The 14,557-nt window shown below is 70.4% G+C and carries 18 protein-coding genes and 1 riboswitch; of the genes, 10 read left to right on the forward strand and 8 right to left on the reverse strand.

The genetic code is table 11. The features are described from left to right. The first annotated feature begins 58 nt into the window (after nucleotides 1-58). Nucleotides 59-688 carry a CGNR zinc finger domain-containing protein gene (locus ACIBK4_RS03445; protein WP_366433879.1) on the forward strand — a complete coding sequence of 210 codons (630 nt, stop codon included), beginning with the start codon at nucleotides 59-61 and terminating at the stop codon, nucleotides 686-688. Here the strand turns inward: ACIBK4_RS03445 and sodX are convergent. Continuing rightward, nucleotides 592-1,026: a nickel-type superoxide dismutase maturation protease gene (sodX, locus tag ACIBK4_RS03450; RefSeq protein ID WP_366433878.1), complete on the reverse strand. Its 435-nt coding sequence runs from the start codon at nucleotides 1,024-1,026 to the stop codon at nucleotides 592-594. The two genes, ACIBK4_RS03445 and sodX, sit on opposite strands and share 97 nt — an antisense overlap. A 145-nt stretch (nucleotides 1,027-1,171) precedes the next feature. On the opposite strand from sodX, the gene sodN reads away from it, so the two are divergent. Beyond that, nucleotides 1,172-1,567 carry a superoxide dismutase, Ni gene (gene sodN / locus ACIBK4_RS03455; protein WP_019058247.1) on the forward strand — a complete coding sequence of 132 codons (396 nt, stop codon included), beginning with the start codon at nucleotides 1,172-1,174 and terminating at the stop codon, nucleotides 1,565-1,567. A 142-nt stretch (nucleotides 1,568-1,709) separates the two neighbouring features. Here sodN and pyrE read toward each other — a convergent pair whose 3' ends face one another. Further along, nucleotides 1,710-2,234, reverse strand: a complete 525-nt coding sequence (gene pyrE / locus ACIBK4_RS03460) for an orotate phosphoribosyltransferase (RefSeq protein WP_398991661.1) — start codon at nucleotides 2,232-2,234, stop codon at nucleotides 1,710-1,712. A gap of 28 nt (nucleotides 2,235-2,262) precedes the next feature. Beyond that, on the reverse strand, nucleotides 2,263-2,946 hold the full coding sequence (locus ACIBK4_RS03465) for an IMP cyclohydrolase (RefSeq protein WP_398991663.1): 684 nt from the start codon (nucleotides 2,944-2,946) through the stop codon (nucleotides 2,263-2,265). A gap of 205 nt (nucleotides 2,947-3,151) precedes the next feature. Then, nucleotides 3,152-3,236: riboswitch (ZMP/ZTP riboswitch) on the reverse strand. Nucleotides 3,237-3,306: 70 nt separating this feature from the next. Between ACIBK4_RS03465 and ACIBK4_RS03470 the strand changes: the two genes are divergently transcribed. Genes ACIBK4_RS03470 through ACIBK4_RS03480 form a run of 3 tightly spaced genes read left to right on the forward strand, consistent with a single transcriptional unit; the run spans nucleotide 3,307 to nucleotide 4,937 of the window. Next, nucleotides 3,307-3,717 carry a helix-turn-helix transcriptional regulator gene (locus tag ACIBK4_RS03470; protein WP_200687222.1) on the forward strand — a complete coding sequence of 137 codons (411 nt, stop codon included), beginning with the start codon at nucleotides 3,307-3,309 and terminating at the stop codon, nucleotides 3,715-3,717. Nucleotides 3,718-3,727: 10 nt separating this feature from the next. After that, entirely contained in the window at nucleotides 3,728-4,144 is a 417-nt protein-coding gene (locus ACIBK4_RS03475) for a VOC family protein (RefSeq protein WP_398991666.1), read from the forward strand. Nucleotides 4,145-4,187: 43 nt separating this feature from the next. Beyond that, nucleotides 4,188-4,937 (forward strand): VOC family protein, encoded by a 750-nt coding sequence (locus ACIBK4_RS03480; RefSeq protein ID WP_398991668.1) that lies wholly within the window; start codon nucleotides 4,188-4,190, stop codon nucleotides 4,935-4,937. Between the two features lie 10 nt (nucleotides 4,938-4,947). Here ACIBK4_RS03480 and ACIBK4_RS03485 read toward each other — a convergent pair whose 3' ends face one another. From ACIBK4_RS03485 to ACIBK4_RS03500, 4 genes are all read right to left on the reverse strand, one after another. Continuing rightward, on the reverse strand, nucleotides 4,948-5,295 hold the full coding sequence (locus tag ACIBK4_RS03485; protein WP_398991670.1) for a DUF952 domain-containing protein: 348 nt from the start codon (nucleotides 5,293-5,295) through the stop codon (nucleotides 4,948-4,950). 33 nt (nucleotides 5,296-5,328) lie between these two features. Next, entirely contained in the window at nucleotides 5,329-5,925 is a 597-nt protein-coding gene (locus ACIBK4_RS03490; protein ID WP_398991672.1) for a GNAT family N-acetyltransferase, read from the reverse strand. 223 nt (nucleotides 5,926-6,148) lie between these two features. Next, a complete protein-coding gene (locus ACIBK4_RS03495) occupies nucleotides 6,149-7,243 on the reverse strand; it encodes a family 2 encapsulin nanocompartment cargo protein polyprenyl transferase (RefSeq protein ID WP_398991674.1) in 1,095 nt (364 codons plus the stop codon). Nucleotides 7,244-7,380: 137 nt separating this feature from the next. After that, complete coding sequence (locus ACIBK4_RS03500) at nucleotides 7,381-8,787, reverse strand: family 2B encapsulin nanocompartment shell protein (RefSeq protein ID WP_398991676.1); 1,407 nt, start codon at nucleotides 8,785-8,787, stop codon at nucleotides 7,381-7,383. Between the two features lie 298 nt (nucleotides 8,788-9,085). Between ACIBK4_RS03500 and ACIBK4_RS03505 the strand changes: the two genes are divergently transcribed. Next, complete coding sequence (locus ACIBK4_RS03505; RefSeq protein ID WP_398991677.1) at nucleotides 9,086-9,676, forward strand: N-acetylmuramoyl-L-alanine amidase; 591 nt, start codon at nucleotides 9,086-9,088, stop codon at nucleotides 9,674-9,676. A 150-nt stretch (nucleotides 9,677-9,826) separates the two neighbouring features. Further along, a complete protein-coding gene (locus tag ACIBK4_RS03510; protein WP_398991679.1) occupies nucleotides 9,827-10,750 on the forward strand; it encodes a 1-aminocyclopropane-1-carboxylate deaminase/D-cysteine desulfhydrase in 924 nt (307 codons plus the stop codon). Between the two features lie 51 nt (nucleotides 10,751-10,801). Here ACIBK4_RS03510 and ACIBK4_RS03515 read toward each other — a convergent pair whose 3' ends face one another. After that, entirely contained in the window at nucleotides 10,802-12,397 is a 1,596-nt protein-coding gene (locus ACIBK4_RS03515) for a Na+/H+ antiporter (RefSeq protein ID WP_398991681.1), read from the reverse strand. A gap of 62 nt (nucleotides 12,398-12,459) precedes the next feature. On the opposite strand from ACIBK4_RS03515, the gene ACIBK4_RS03520 reads away from it, so the two are divergent. The 3 genes from ACIBK4_RS03520 (at nucleotide 12,460) to ACIBK4_RS03530 (ending at nucleotide 14,530) form a co-directional block, all read left to right on the forward strand. After that, entirely contained in the window at nucleotides 12,460-12,720 is a 261-nt protein-coding gene (locus tag ACIBK4_RS03520) for a UBP-type zinc finger domain-containing protein (protein ID WP_266772430.1), read from the forward strand. A gap of 266 nt (nucleotides 12,721-12,986) precedes the next feature. Further along, on the forward strand, nucleotides 12,987-13,400 hold the full coding sequence (locus tag ACIBK4_RS03525; RefSeq protein WP_004925829.1) for an anti-sigma regulatory factor: 414 nt from the start codon (nucleotides 12,987-12,989) through the stop codon (nucleotides 13,398-13,400). Nucleotides 13,401-13,417: 17 nt separating this feature from the next. Further along, nucleotides 13,418-14,530 carry an RNA polymerase sigma factor SigF gene (locus ACIBK4_RS03530; RefSeq protein WP_398991684.1) on the forward strand — a complete coding sequence of 371 codons (1,113 nt, stop codon included), beginning with the start codon at nucleotides 13,418-13,420 and terminating at the stop codon, nucleotides 14,528-14,530. Nucleotides 14,531-14,557 lie beyond the last annotated feature (27 nt).

Below are 14,557 nucleotides of genomic sequence, written 5' to 3' on the forward strand. Positions count from 1 at the left end.
CGATCAGCTGTTACCCGACCGCATCCACGACCATAGAGCGCCTCCGTAAGGACTACAAGTGGAACTGGCCTATTACTCGGACTACGCCGTACGCCTCGTCAACACCGAGGAACCGGCCCGGGGCAAGGACGCCCTGACCTCGGTCGAGGCCGTGCGGGACCTGTTCGGCACCAACCAGGAGGCGGCCCGCCGCGCCGCCGACGCCGACGTCACGCGCTTCCGCTCGGTCCGGGCGCGGCTGCGGGCGGTCTTCGAGGCGGCCGACGGCGGCGACGAGACCCTCTCCGTGAACCTGCTGAACTCACTGCTCCTGGAGTTCCCGGTCAGCCCGCAGATCTCGGGCCACAACTTCCGGGACGACGACGGCCGCCCGCTGTGGCACATGCACCTCGCTGACCACCCGTCGAACGCGACGGCCGGCTACGCGGCGATCGCGGCGATGGGCCTGGCCTTCCATCTCACCGAGTACGGCGTCGACCGCCTCGGCCTGTGCGAGGCGGCGCCGTGCCGCAACGCCTACCTGGACACCTCGACGAACCGCTCCCGGCGCTACTGCTCGGACCGCTGCGCGACCCGCGCCAACGTGGCCGCCTACCGGGCCCGGAAGCGCCTGGAGGCCGACCGGTCGGAGAGCACGGGCCTGGCGGCGGAGAGCACCCAGCGGACGAGCGCGACCGGCGAACGCTGACCGGCCTTCGGCGGCCGGTACCGAAACCGCACCTTGCCCAGCACCAGATCCTCGGGCACGGCGCCGTAATCCGTGCTGTCCCCACCGGCGAACGCGTTGTCCCCGAGCACCCACCAGCCCCCGTCCCGCCGCTCCGCCGCCCGCTTCACGACCAGCAGGTCCTGCTGGAACGGATGCCGCAGCACGACGATGTCCCCCGGCCTGACCCTGGCGCCGTACTGCACCACGAGCAGATCCCCGTGCAGCAGCGTCGGCACCATCGACGGGCCCGTCACCTCGGCCGTCCCGAAGGGCAGTACGGCCCTTCCCCGCTCGGTCTCCTGCGACAGCTCCGGCATCCCCGGCACCTCCCCGGTCCTATCCTCCACCAGTCTGAGTCCGACCCTGGACTTTTGTCCTAAGCCCATGGGGGCACTCGCGAAATCAGCTTCTCCAGGGAGTAATGTCCCACCTGAGAAGACGATCACGAGGAAGGAACGCTCCATGCTTTCCCGCCTGTTTGCCCCCAAGGTGAAGGTCAGCGCGCACTGCGACCTGCCCTGCGGTGTGTACGACCCGGCCCAGGCCCGCATCGAGGCGGAGTCGGTGAAGGCCGTGCAGGACAAGATGGCCGCCAACGACGACCCGCACTTCCAGGCACGCGCCATCGTCATCAAGGAACAGCGTGCCGAGCTCGCGAAGCACCACGTCTCGGTGCTCTGGAGCGACTACTTCAAGCCCCCGCACTTCGAGAAGTACCCGGAGCTGCACCAGCTGGTCAACGACACCCTGAAGGCCCTCTCGGCCGCCAAGGCGTCCACCGACCCGGCGACGGGCCAGAAGGCGCTCGACTACATCGCCCAGATCGACAAGATCTTCTGGGAGACCAAGAAGGCCTGACACCCAGTCGGCCCGACCCGCCCGACCGACGATCGGTGCACCATCGACGGTCAGCGGGTTCGGGGAAGGGGCTCCACCGGTTCGCCGGCGGAGCCCCTTCGTCGTGCCCGCGTCAGGGACGGCAGTCGAAGGGCACTGCCGGTCAAGCGGCGGCTCGCAGGTCCGCGGCAGTCAGCAACGACACCAGCTTGATGCGCTCGGCCGCGAGGGCATCCGCACCACCCTGCTCACGGTCGATCACGCACAGAGCCTCGTGAACCCGCGCGCCCAGGTCACGCAGATCCGCGGTCGACAGCACGATCTGTCCACCACTGGTGACCACGTCCTCGACCACCAGCACTCGCCGGCCCCCCACCTCGGCGCCCTCGGCGAGACGGCAGGTGCCATACGGCTTGGCCTGTTTGCGTACGAACGCACAGGGCAGACCCGTGTGCCGGCCGAGCGCGGTCACGACCGGGATGCCGCCCATCTCCAGGCCGGCCAGCACCTCGGTGCCGGACGGCACCAGTGGCGCCATCCGCTGGGCGATCTCGTCCAGCAGAACGGGATCGCCCTCGAACCGGTACTTGTCGAAGTACTCCGTGGCGGCCCGTCCGGACCGAAGCGTGAAGTGGCCTTCGAGGTGAGAGACGGCATGGATGCGGCGAGCGAGATCAGAATGGGTCACAGGAAGCCAGTCTCCCAGGCGTCGCGGCTCAAGCGGATCGCCGGATCGCAGCCCCCGGTCCCCGGGCAGGATCAACGACCGCGGCGGCGATCCGGAACCGTTCGTCGAGCCCGGACCAGATCTCGTCCAGCAGTTCCTCGGCGTTCCCGGCGCCGACAGCGGCCTCGGTGAAGGGAGCGGCGACCGAGACCTGTTCGCCGTCGGAGTCGTAGGTGGTCAGCAGGACCGCCTCGCCCGGTTCCAGATCCTGTACGGCGAGGGTCATCACGTTGCTGGTCAGGCGTGCGGCACGGCTGGGGCGGGCGGCTCCGAAAACGGTGGTGCGTCCGCCGTCGCGGCTGATCAGCGCGGTGATCCGGGACGTCCGGATCGGCGGGTCCGGTTCGTACGCGAAGCCGCTGAGCGCTTCGGTGGGCGCGGCTCCCGCACGGAGTCGTTCCGCGGCCCGGGACACCTGCTCGCCATTGCCCAGAACCAGCCAGCCGTCGGTGGCCGTGGCGGCGGCGTAGTGGCGAAGTGGATCGTGTTCCGCCGCGGCGAGGGAGCCGACCACGAGCTCACCGTCCATCAGTCGCAGGGCGCGGTCGCGCGAGGCAGGGCTGCGGCCGGTGAGGAAGTAACCGCCCAGAACCGTTCCGGAGCGGGTGCGGGCGCACAGGACCCCGCGGCCCGGGTAGGGGTTGGCGGACAACAGGTCGTGGAGGGCGAACATACGGCTGCGCTTTCCGGGACGGGTGCGTGCGAGGGCGATCTGATACTCACGGCAGGCGTCTTCGACCTCACGGGAACGGATCGATCCGCCCGGCTCGGCGATGTGGCCGACACCGTGCCGGTGGCGTCGACGACGTGACGGCGGAGCTCGGATTCATTCCGTAACGCGGATCCACGTCCTGGTCTCCTCAGCGGAAAATCACTGACGGAGACGCCCAGGCGGTCGACGCTCACGCGGGTCAACGGCCGCTCCCCGGTGGTTGTCCACCCTCGCCAGTCGCGGCCGGACCAGACTCTACCGACAAGGATGCTTCGCCGTTCCCGCCCCGGCACAAACGGCCCCCGTGCCATCCTGGACCCCGTGAACCGCGACGACCTCGTACGGCTGCGACAGGCCCGCGACCGCATGAACCGCGAGTACGCCGAACCCCTCGACATGGCCTCGATCGCGCGCACCGCGCTGATGTCGCCGGGCCACTTCCAGCGCAGTTTCCGCGCCGCGTACGGCGAGACGCCGTACAGCTATCTCATGACCCGGCGGATCGAGCGGGCCAAGGCCCTTCTCCGGCGCGGGGATCTGAGTGTGACCGAGGTGTGCATGGCCGTCGGGTGTACTTCGCTCGGTTCGTTCAGCTCGCGGTTCACCGAGTTGGTCGGTGAGACGCCCAGCGCCTATCGGGCCCGTTCGCACGAGGCCGGTGCCGTGATCCCGTCCTGCGTGGCCCGCACTTTTACCCGGCCGAACCGGGCGGGACCGCCGCCGCGCCCCTAGCCTGTCGTCCATGGATCTCAAACTCCGCCAGTGCTTCATCGCCGTCGACGACCACGACAAGGCGCTCGCCTTCTACTGCGACGTCCTGGAGCTGGAAATCCGTAACGACGTCGGTTTCGAGGGCATGCGGTGGGTGACCGTGGGGTCGCCGTTGCAGCCGGACGTGGAGATCGTCCTGGAGCCGCCGGCCGCGAACCCGGATGCCTCCCCCGCCGACAAGCAGGCCATGGCCGAACTCCTCGCCAAGGGCACCCTGCGCGGCGTGAACTTCACCACCGCCGACTGCGACGCCCTCTACGCCCGCGTCCAGGAGTCCGGCGCCGAGGTGGTCCAGGAACCGACGGACCAGCCCTACGGCGTCCGCGACTGCGCGTTCCGCGACCCGGCCGGGAACATGCTGCGGTTCATGCAGCGGGACGGGGACTGAAAACACACGGGGCAGTCGCGAGCCTCGCGCCTACCATCACGCCATGAGCGCACCCACCCTCCGCTGGACCTACGCCTTCGTCGACCGCCCGCTCGGTCTCGTCGAACCCGCCCGCACCTTCTGGACGGCCGTCACGGACACCCGGCCGTCCGAACCGCGCGGTGAACAAGGCGAGTTCGTCACCCTGCTGTCAGAGGGGACGGACGCCTGTGTGAAGGTCCAGGGCGTCGACGCCGGCCCGGGCGGCGCTCATCTCGACTTCTCCGTCGCGGACGTACCGGCGTTCGTGAACTCCGCGCTGCGACTCGGCGCCGACACCGTCGCCGAGCACGACGGCTGGGCCGTACTCCGGTCCCCCGCAGGGCAGTTGTTCTGCGCGGTCCCCTGGCACGGCGAGTCCGTACGACCGCCCGTCGCGGCCGGCACCCGCCTCGACCAGGTGTCGATCGACATCGGGCCCGGCTCCTACGACGCCGAACTCGCCTTCTGGAGCGCCCTGTTGCCCGACTGGGCCTCGCTGTCCGGCGCGCTCCCCGAGTTCCACGTGCTCAAGCCGCCGCCCGGCCTGCCGATCCGCATCCTGCTCCAACGCCTCGGCGAGGAACGCCCCGCCGCCGCCCATCTCGACCTGGCCTGCGCGGACATCGACGCGGCCGTCGCCCGTCACGAGAACCTCGGCGCGACCGTCGTCTCCCACGGCAAGCACTGGACGGTCATGCGGGACCCGGCCGGCGGCACCTACTGCCTGACGGGCCGCGACCCGGAGACCGGCGGGCTCCCCAACCGCCCCTGAGGCGACGGCCTCAGCCCGTCCACACCTCCACATCCACCACCGCGTCCACCGGAATCGCCCCGTACACATGCGGGAACTCCTCCCCACCCGGCTCCGGCGCCTCGTACTTCAGCGGTGCGTCGAGCCGTATCGGGTCCACGACGAGGACCACCAGCTCGCCGAGGCCGTCATAGGAACCGTACAAAAAGGCTGCCACGCGCGGGAGTTGGGCGCGGGTCGAGCAGTGGATGAAACCCTCCTCCTGGAGGGTGCGGCCACGGGTCGACCACGCGTAGCTCCCCCGCGCACGGGCCTCGTCCCAGAGGGCGCGCTCGGTGATGTGGAGGATGGGGGTGGTGGCGAGTTCCTGTTCAGACATGAGCCCACGCTACGACCCCCGCACCCGCCCTCGCTACGACCTCGGCTCGCGCCACATCGGGTACATGCGCGGGCCGTCCGGCAGGTCGAGGGTGTGGTCGGTGAAGGTGTAGCCGAGGCGCTCGTACAGCTTGGTGCTGCGTTCGCTGCTCGCCTCCAGGTACGCGGGCAGGCCCTCGCGGTCACAGCGGTCGAGGACGTGCCGGATGAGCGCGGCGCCGAGTCCCTCGCCCTGTCGGTCCGGTGCCACGCCGATCATCCACAGGTACTCGTGCACCCGCCCGGCCGGATGCGACTCCGACATCAACCGGGCGATCGTCTCGACCCGCTCGTTGTCCGGATCCACCAACTCCCGTAGCCCTACGGCTTCGTCCTCGCCGTCCGCCACATGCGCCTCGGCCGGTACCGACAGCCACAGCGCGCACGCCGCGCCGTCCTCGGCGAGGTCGATGCGGCCGTCGGCGAGCACGGCGTCGGTGAAGGCGGCCATCAGTTTGTGGTGGGTCGTGCGGCGGTACTCGGCGTCGGGAAAGACCCAGCCGCTGACCGGATCGTCCTGGAAGGCCTCGTCCAACAGCCGGACGACCAGCTCTCTGTCACCCTCGCCCGCCGCCCGTATCGCCACGCTCATGTTCCGCCCCTTAGTCCTCAACCACCGCTACCTGAACGGCTGTTGAGCCTAACGGGACTTCCGGGCGAGTGAGCCGAAGGGACACAGGCTTTGGCGCCCCGGAGGCGAACCGAGCCACAAAAAAACGGGCCCCGCGCACCGTGGGGATGCGCGGGACCCGCCGGTCCGGGGCCCGGGGCCATGCGGAGTCAGGGCCGCACGGCCACCAGGGGCTCCGGAGTCATCAACTGCTGCGCCGGGTCACGAACTCGGCCAGCGCCAGCAGACCGCCCGCGTCCTGCGGGTCCGGGATCGCCCGGGCCAGTTCCTGCACGGCCCGCGCCATCCGGTCGGCCGCCTGGGCCTGCGCCCAGTCCCGGCCCCCGGCCCGCTCCACGGCGAGCGCGGTGCGCTCCAACTCCCCTTCCTCGTACGGCAGTCCGTACAGTTCCGCGAGTTCCACGGCCGCCGGGGTGCCCGAGGTGAGGGCGGCGACCACGGGCAGGGACTTCTTGCGGACGGCGAGGTCGGCGCCGGCCGGTTTGCCGGTGCGGCCGGGGTCGCCCCATATGCCGATGACGTCGTCGATCAGCTGGAAGGCGAGCCCGGCCTGGCGGCCGAACGCGTCCAGTGCCTCGACGTCCTCGGCGGACGCCCCCGCGTACAGCGCCCCCACCGCACAGGCGCAGCCGAGCAGCGCGCCGGTCTTGGCCTCGGCCATGGCGAGCACCTCGTCGAGGGTGACCTCGGTGGGGGCCCGTTTCTCCATGGCGGTGTCCGCGTGCTGGCCCTCGCAGAGTTCGACGACGCAGTCCGCGAGCCGGGCCGCGGCGGCCGCGGACGCGGGGTGCGGGTCCTCGGCGAGCAGCCGCAGGGCCAGCGCCTGGAGGGCGTCCCCGGCCAGGATCGCGTCGGCGTCGCCGAACACGGTCCACGCGGTGGGCCGGTGTCTGCGGGTGGTGTCCCGGTCCATCACGTCGTCGTGCAGCAACGTGAAGTTGTGGACCAGCTCCACCGCCGCGGCGGCCCGCAACGCGCTCGCCCGTGACCGCTCGCCGCCGAGCGCGGTCGCGGCGGCCAGGACGAGGGCGGGGCGGATCGCCTTGCCCGCGTTGCCCGCCGCCGGTGTGCCGTCCGCGTGCTCCCACCCGAAGTGGTAGAGCGCGACCCGGCGCATCGAGCCGGGCAACGAGTCGATCGCCGCGCGCAGTTCGGGGTCGACGGACGTCCTGGCCCCCTCCAGGATCACCGCCGCCTCGTGCCCGTCGGGCGGCTGCGCGCCGTCGGGTTGCTGTGTCCCGTCGGGGTGCTGTCTCGTCTCCGTTCTGAACTCGGCCATGGACTCCCCCCTCGACTCGGCCATGGGGTCCCCCTCCGAGAGTCCGCGGACGGTGACGCCTCCGCCGCGACCGGTCGCATCAGACCGGGGTGTACCCGCCCTTGCGGGCGGGAACACCGCGTCGAGCTGCTGAAACGTCACCTCCAGCGGCCGATCTCGACGTTCTCCAGAACGCCGAGGGCGTCCGGCACCAGGACCGCCGCCGAGTAGTAGGCCGTCACCAGGTAGTTGATGACCGCCTGTTCGTTGATGCCCATGAAGCGCACCGACAGGCTCGGCTCGATCTCGTCCGGGATGCCGGCCTGCTGGAGGCCGATGACCCCCTGGTCGGCCTCGCCGGTACGCATGGCGATGATCGAGGTGGTCCGCCGGTCGCTGACCGGGATCTTGTTGCACGGGTAGATCGGCACCCCGCGCCAGGTCGGGATGCGGTTGCCGCCGACGTCGATGGACTCGGGGACCAGGCCGCGCTTGTTCAGCTCGCGGCCGAACGCGGAGATCGCGCGCGGGTGGGCGAGGAGCATCTTGGTGCCGCGCCGCCTGCTGAGCAGCTCGTCCAGGTCGTCCGGGCTGGGGACGCCGTCGTGGGGCTGGAGCCGCTGGTCGTACTCGCAGTTGTTGAGCAGGCCGAACTCGCGGTTGTTGATGAGTTCGTGCTCCTGGCGCTCCTTCAACGCCTCGACGGTGAGCCGGAGTTGCTGCTCCGTCTGGTTCATCGGCTGGTTGTAGAGATCGGCCACGCGCGAGTGGATGCGCAGGACGGTCTGGGCCACGCTCAGTTCGTACTCGCGCGGCCGGGCGTCGTAGTCGACGAACGTGTGCGGGATGTCCGGCTCGCCGGAGTGGCCCGCGGCGAGGTCGATGGCCTTCTCGCCGTACTTGTTGGTGCGCTGCTCCGGGATCGCCCGCAGCTGTGTGAGGTGCTCGCGCAGGGTCTCGGAGCGCTCCGCGACCTGCTCGACGTCCCCCCGGGCCAGGATCAGCACCGTGCACGCGGTGTCCGCGCGGGCCGTGAACTCCCAGATGGCCTCCGGGTCGAGCAGTGCCTGGTCGCCGAAGTAGGCGCCGTCGGCGAGGACTCCGAGGACCGTGTCGTCGCCGTACGGGCCCGTGCCGACCTTCTCCACCCTGCCGTGCGCCAGCAGGTACACCTCGTCGGCCTGGCTGCCGAACGACGCGATCGCCTCCCCCGGGGCGTACTCGCGCTGCCGGCAGCGGGTGGCCAGCTCCGAGAGCACCTCCTCGTCCTCGTAGTCCCGCAGTGCGGGCAGTTCGCCGAGCTCCGCGGGGATGACCTCGACGCGGTCGCCGGTCTTCACGAATGTCACCCGGCCGTCGCCCACGGAGTAACTCAGCCGTCGGTTCACCCGGTATGTGCCACCTTGCACGTTCACCCACGGCAGTGTGCGCAGCAGCCAGCGCGAGCTGATCTCCTGCATCTGCGGTGCGGACTTCGTGGTCGTGGCCAGGTTCCGCGCCGCCGCCGTACCAAGACTCTGCTGCGGCTTGTTCTGCTCCGCGCGGACCTCTTCGCCTACCGACATAGAGAAATGCCCTCCCCATTCATGCCCGGCACCTGTGCGCCCGGCATCGTTCTCGCGCACCAGCCTTCCTCACGGAGCGTGCCGATGGTATTACCCGAAAGAGCGGGAATGGATCTTCAACTGCTGGGCACGGGGGCTGTTTACGTCGAATGGTGTTCGAGTGGCGGCTGATGTCCGGGGTGTCCGGATCGGCTCGCACGCCGTACGAACAAGTAGGCCCAAGTGCCCTGTTGTCAGTACAAGCACTGACAACAGGCGACCGCGAACGGCGGCCGTCGCACAGCACGAAGGAGGCGTCATGGCCTCACCCATGTCCGCGGGCGGTTTCCTGGCCGGTCTGAAGGCGGAGGGCGTCAAGGTCGTCGAGGTCGGCGACTGGGAACACCACAACCGCAACCACAAGGGCGCGTGGGGGCCCGTCCACGGCGTGATGATCCACCACACGGTCACCAGGGGCAGCGCGGCCACGGTGGAGTTGTGCCGCGAGGGCCGCGCGGACCTCCCCGGCCCGCTCTGCCACGGCGTCATCACCAAAGACGGCACCCTCCACCTCGTCGGCTACGGCCGCGCCAACCACGCGGGCCTCGGCGACGACGACGTGCTCCGCGCGGTGATCGCCGAGAAGGCGCTGCCGCACGACAACGAGGCCAACACCGACGGCAACCGGCACTTCTACGGCTTCGAGTGCGAGAACCTCGGAGACGGCGAAGACCCCTGGCCCGAGGCCCAGTTGGAAACGATCGAGAAGGTCTGCGCGGCGATCTGCCGCCACCACGGCTGGTCGGAGCGCTCGGTGATCGGCCACCTGGAGTGGCAGCCCGGAAAGGTGGACCCGCGGGGCTTCACGATGGCGTGGCTCAGGGACCGGGTGCGTGACCGGCTGAAGTGACTTTTTTTGGGGGGAGGAGGAGGCGTGGGGCTTCCGGGGAGCTGGGGCGGGGACGCGGGGGTCCTGGGCGATCCGGGCGACCGGGCCCCCGGGCGACATGAACGCCCCGCCGCCCCGGCCGGCACACATGCCCCGGGTCACAATGGTGCCGTGACCAGCCCCGACCCCGCCGACGTCGCCGACCTCGCCGACCTGCGGCCCCGGCTCCCCTCGCCGTTGGAGGAGATCGTGGACGGGCGGTTCGGGCGGCGCGGTGTCCGGCTGCTGCTCAAGCGGGACGATCTGATCCACCCGGACCTGATCGGCAACAAGTGGCGCAAGCTTGCGCCGAATCTGACGGCGGCGGCCGGGCGGACGGTTGTGACGTTCGGGGGCGCCTACTCCAACCACCTGCGCGCCACCGCCGCCGCGGGTCGGCTCCTGGGTCTGGACACCGTGGGCGTGGTCCGCGGGCAGGAGTTGTCCGACCGGGCGCTCAATCCGTCCCTGGCCCGGTGCGCGGCCGACGGGATGCGCCTCCACTTCATCGACAGGTCGACGTACCGGCGCAAGAGCGAGCCCGAGGCGCTGGCCGGCATCCTGCGCGAGGTGGACACGGAAGACGCGTACGTCGTCCCCGAGGGTGGCAGCAACTCCCTTGCCGTACGCGGCTGTCGGGCCCTGGGTGAGGAGCTGCGCGCGTGTGCCGACGTCGATGTGGTCGCGCTCGCCTGCGGGACCGGCGGCACGCTGGCCGGGCTCGCCGCCGGACTCGGGCCTGACCAGCGGGCTTTGGGGATACCGGTCCTCAAGGGCGGCTTCCTGGACGCCGACATAGAACGTCTTCAGGAGCGGGCCTTCGGTGGTCGGTGCGGCGACTGGTCGCTCGACGACCGGTTCCATTTCGGGGGCTACGCGCGTGTGCCCACCGAACTCGACGCCTTCGCCGGGGACTTCGAGGACCGGCACGGGGTGCCCGTAGAGCGTCTCTATGTCGCCAAGTTGCTGTACGGACTTGTCGCCCTCGCCGACGAAGGCGCCTTCCCGCGCGGGAGCACGGTCGCCGCGGTGATCACCGGACGACCGTTCCCGTAGGCCCACTTCAGAAATCGCAGGGCACTCCAGGTGCCGTAGAAACCGGGACCGCTAGGCCGCCTCCCGGTAGGCCGCCGCTTCCTCCAGGTCGAGGCGGCGCAGCAGGGTGCGGAGCATCTCGTCGTCGATGTAGCGGCCGTCGCGGAGGCGGACGAACATCGAGCGTTCGGCGCTGATCATCTCGCGGGAGAGGCGGCGGTAGGTGTCGTCGACGGTCTCGCCGGTGACGGGGTTGGTGGCACCCAGGCGCTCCCAGACGGCGTTGCGGCGGCGCTCCAGGACCTCGCGGAGGCGGTCGGCGAGGGGAGGCGGCAGGGCGTTGCGTTCGTCCTCCAGAAGGGCCTCCAGGCGTTTTTCGGCGACCCGGGAGGCCTGCGCCTGGGCGTTGGCCTCGGCGAGCGTCTCCGCCTGCTGGTCGCGGCCGGGGAATTTCAGGAGGCGGATGATCGGGGGCAGGCTCAGGCCCTGCACCACCAGCGTGCCGATGACCGTCGTGAAGGTCAGGAACAGGATCAGGTTGCGCTGCGGGAACGGGTCGCCGCCGTGCACCGTGAGCGGGATCGAGAAGGCGATGGCCAGCGAGACCACGCCTCTCATGCCGGCCCACGCGGTGGTCATCGCCCCCTTCCAGGTGGGACTGTCCTCGCGCTCCCTGATCCGCGCGGACAGCAGGCGGGGAATGAAGGCCGCCGGATACACCCACACGAACCGGGCCACGACGACGACCAGGAACACGGCGATCGCGTACCAGGCGGCGTCCAGGCCCCGGTACTCCCCAAGGCCCTTGAGAACCACCGGCAGTTGGAGCCCGATCAGGGCGAACACCGCGGACTCCAGGACGAAGGCGACCATCTTCCAGACGGCCTCCTCCTGGAGGCGGGTCGCGAAATCGACCTCCCACGCGCGGTGACCCAGATACAGCGCCACGACCACGACCGCGAGCACCCCGGAGGCGTGCACCTGCTCGGCGACTCCGTAGGCGACGAACGGGATCAGCAGGGAGAGCGTGTTCTGGAGCAGCGCCTCCTTGAGGTGGGTGCGCAGCCAGTGGATCGGCACCATCATCAGGAGCCCGACCCCGACCCCGCCGACGGCCGCGAGCAGGAACTCCCAGATGCCGCCGGCCCAGGTGGCGCCCTCGCCGATCGCGGCCGCGAGGGCCACCTTGTAGGCGGTGATCGCGGTGGCGTCGTTCAGCAGGGACTCGCCCTGGAGGATCGTCGTGATCCGGGACGGCAGTCCGACCCGGCGGGCCACCGCCGTCGCCGCGACCGCGTCCGGCGGCGCCACCACCGCGCCCAGCACCAGCGCGGCGGTCAGCGGCAGCCCCGGCACGATCACGTACGCGGCCCAGCCGACGACGAACGTGGCGAAGAGCACGTAGCCGACCGACAGCAGTGCCACGGGCCGCACTTGGGCCCTCAGGTCGAGGTACGAGCTGTCGGTGGCCGAGGTGTACAGCAGCGGGGGCAGCAGCAGCGGCAGCACGACGTCCGGGTCGAGGGTGTAGTCGGGCACCCCCGGGACGTACGAGACGACCAGCCCGACCGCGACCAGCAGCAGCGGTGCCGGCACCGGGGTTCGCCGGGCCGCGGCGGCCACCACGGCGCTCCCCGCCACCAGCAACAGCAGTGGCATCACGTCCATCGTCCTCGCCCGCCCTCGTTTTTCCGCGCGGCCAACCGCACAGCCGTCGTAATCTGGCAATCATGAAACAGTGCACGCACGCCGACGCGCTGCCGCTCCCGGAACCGGGGCCCCAGAGCGAGACCTGTCTGGAGTGTCTGGCGGCCGGCACCCACCCGGTGCAGCTGAGACTGTGCCTCTTCTGCGGCCATGTCGCCTGCTGCGACTCCTCGCCCGCCCGTCACGCGACAGCTCATCACAAGGACTCCGGACATCCGGTGATGCGGACGTTCGAGCCCGGGGAGAGCTGGCGCTGGTGCTTCGTCGACCACGTACTCCTGTGACCCCGTAATTCGACCGCCGGTTTCGACGGTTCGACCGTCTGACGTCTGGGTACGTCAACCCGGCGCGCGCTCTTCCCAATTGGGCCCGCAGGACCCCTAGCCACGGAGCGTATCCGTAGGTTTACTATGAGTGACAGCATGGGGTTGGGGTCCCGGGGACAGAAAAGTTCGGAGCGCGGTAGCGTCACCGCTGAACCAAGTATCGCGTTACCCCGGGGGGCGACCCCTGGGCCCCCGAAAGAGCTTGTACCACCTTGGAGGTGAGGGTGTCCCAGATCGCAGGCGAGCCCGCGACCCAGGACTTCGTGGAAGTCCGGCTGCCGGCTGCGGGTGCCTACCTGTCGGTGCTGCGTACGGCCACGGCCGGCCTCGCGGCCCGTTTGGACTTCACCCTCGACGAGATCGAGGACCTTCGCATCGCGGTGGACGAGGCCTGCGCGATCCTGCTCCAGCAGGCCGTGCCGGGTTCGGTGCTCAGCTGTGTCTTCCGCCTCGTGGACGACTCGCTCGAAGTCACCGTCTCCGCCCCGACGACGGACGGTCACGCCCCCTCGCGCGACACCTTCGCCTGGACCGTGCTCTCGGCCCTCGCGGGCAAGGTCTCATCGGCAGTCGACGAGGACAAGACCGTTTCGATCAGCCTCTACAAACAGCGCGGCGCGGGACCCGGGCCGGCGTGAGGAACGGGGACGGGCCGGTGCGGGACGAAGAGCGCGGCACACGGGAGCTGCCGGCCGAGGGCGGCTCGGACGGATCCCGCCGCACGGCGGACGACGGCGCCCTCGTGCCACGCGGCGGAATCCCCGAACAGGCCCGGCCGCACCCGGAGGAAGAACCCTCGGAGGCCGGTGTGATGGACGACGGTCAACGTGAGCAGGACGGTGCCGTGCGTATTGGTGGGGTCTCCCCCGTTGCCGGGGGTCCCCCCGCTCCGACTGAGTCGAGCGTGGGGGAGGAGGCGAAAGCTCGGGAAGGGGCGACGGACCAGGCGATGAGCGAGCACGAGCGGGACGATGTGGCGGGCACGCAGAGCGTGCAGGTCACACGGCACGACCCCCAGGACCGCAGCGGAGCGCGCGCACTCTTCATCGAGCTGCGCGAACTCAAGGACGGCAGCGTCGAGTACGCGGAGCTGCGCAACCGGCTGGTCCGTATGCACCTGCCGCTCGTCGAGCATCTCGCGCGCCGCTTCCGCAACCGCGGTGAGCCGCTGGACGACCTGACCCAGGTCGCCACCATCGGCCTGATCAAGTCGGTCGACCGCTTCGACCCGGAGCGCGGCGTCGAGTTCTCGACGTACGCGACCCCGACAGTCGTCGGCGAGATCAAGCGGCACTTCCGTGACAAGGGCTGGGCGGTGCGCGTCCCGCGCAGGCTCCAGGAGCTGCGTCTGTCGCTCACCACGGCGACGGCGGAGCTCTCGCAGCGGCACGGTCGCTCCCCCACGGTCCACGAGCTGGCCGAGAAGCTGGGCATCTCGGAGGAGGAGGTCCTGGAGGGCCTGGAGTCGGCGAACGCCTACTCCACGCTGTCCCTGGACGTCCCGGACACGGACGACGAGTCCCCGGCGGTCGCGGACACGCTCGGCGCGTACGACGAGGCCCTGGAGGGCGTCGAGTACCGCGAGTCGCTCAAGCCGCTGCTGGAGGATCTGCCGCCCCGGGAGAAGCGGATCCTGCTGCTTCGCTTCTTCGGCAACATGACGCAGTCGCAGATCGCACAGGAGGTCGGCATCTCGCAGATGCACGTGTCCCGGCTGCTCGCCCGGACGCTGGCCCAGCTGCGGGAGAAGCTCCTCGTCGAGGAGTAGGACCACCAGAAAAGAGTCAGGACCGGG

Origin of the sequence: Streptomyces sp. NPDC050528 (genome assembly GCF_044457795.1) — a bacterium.
In the GTDB taxonomy this organism is placed as follows: domain Bacteria; phylum Actinomycetota; class Actinomycetes; order Streptomycetales; family Streptomycetaceae; genus Streptomyces.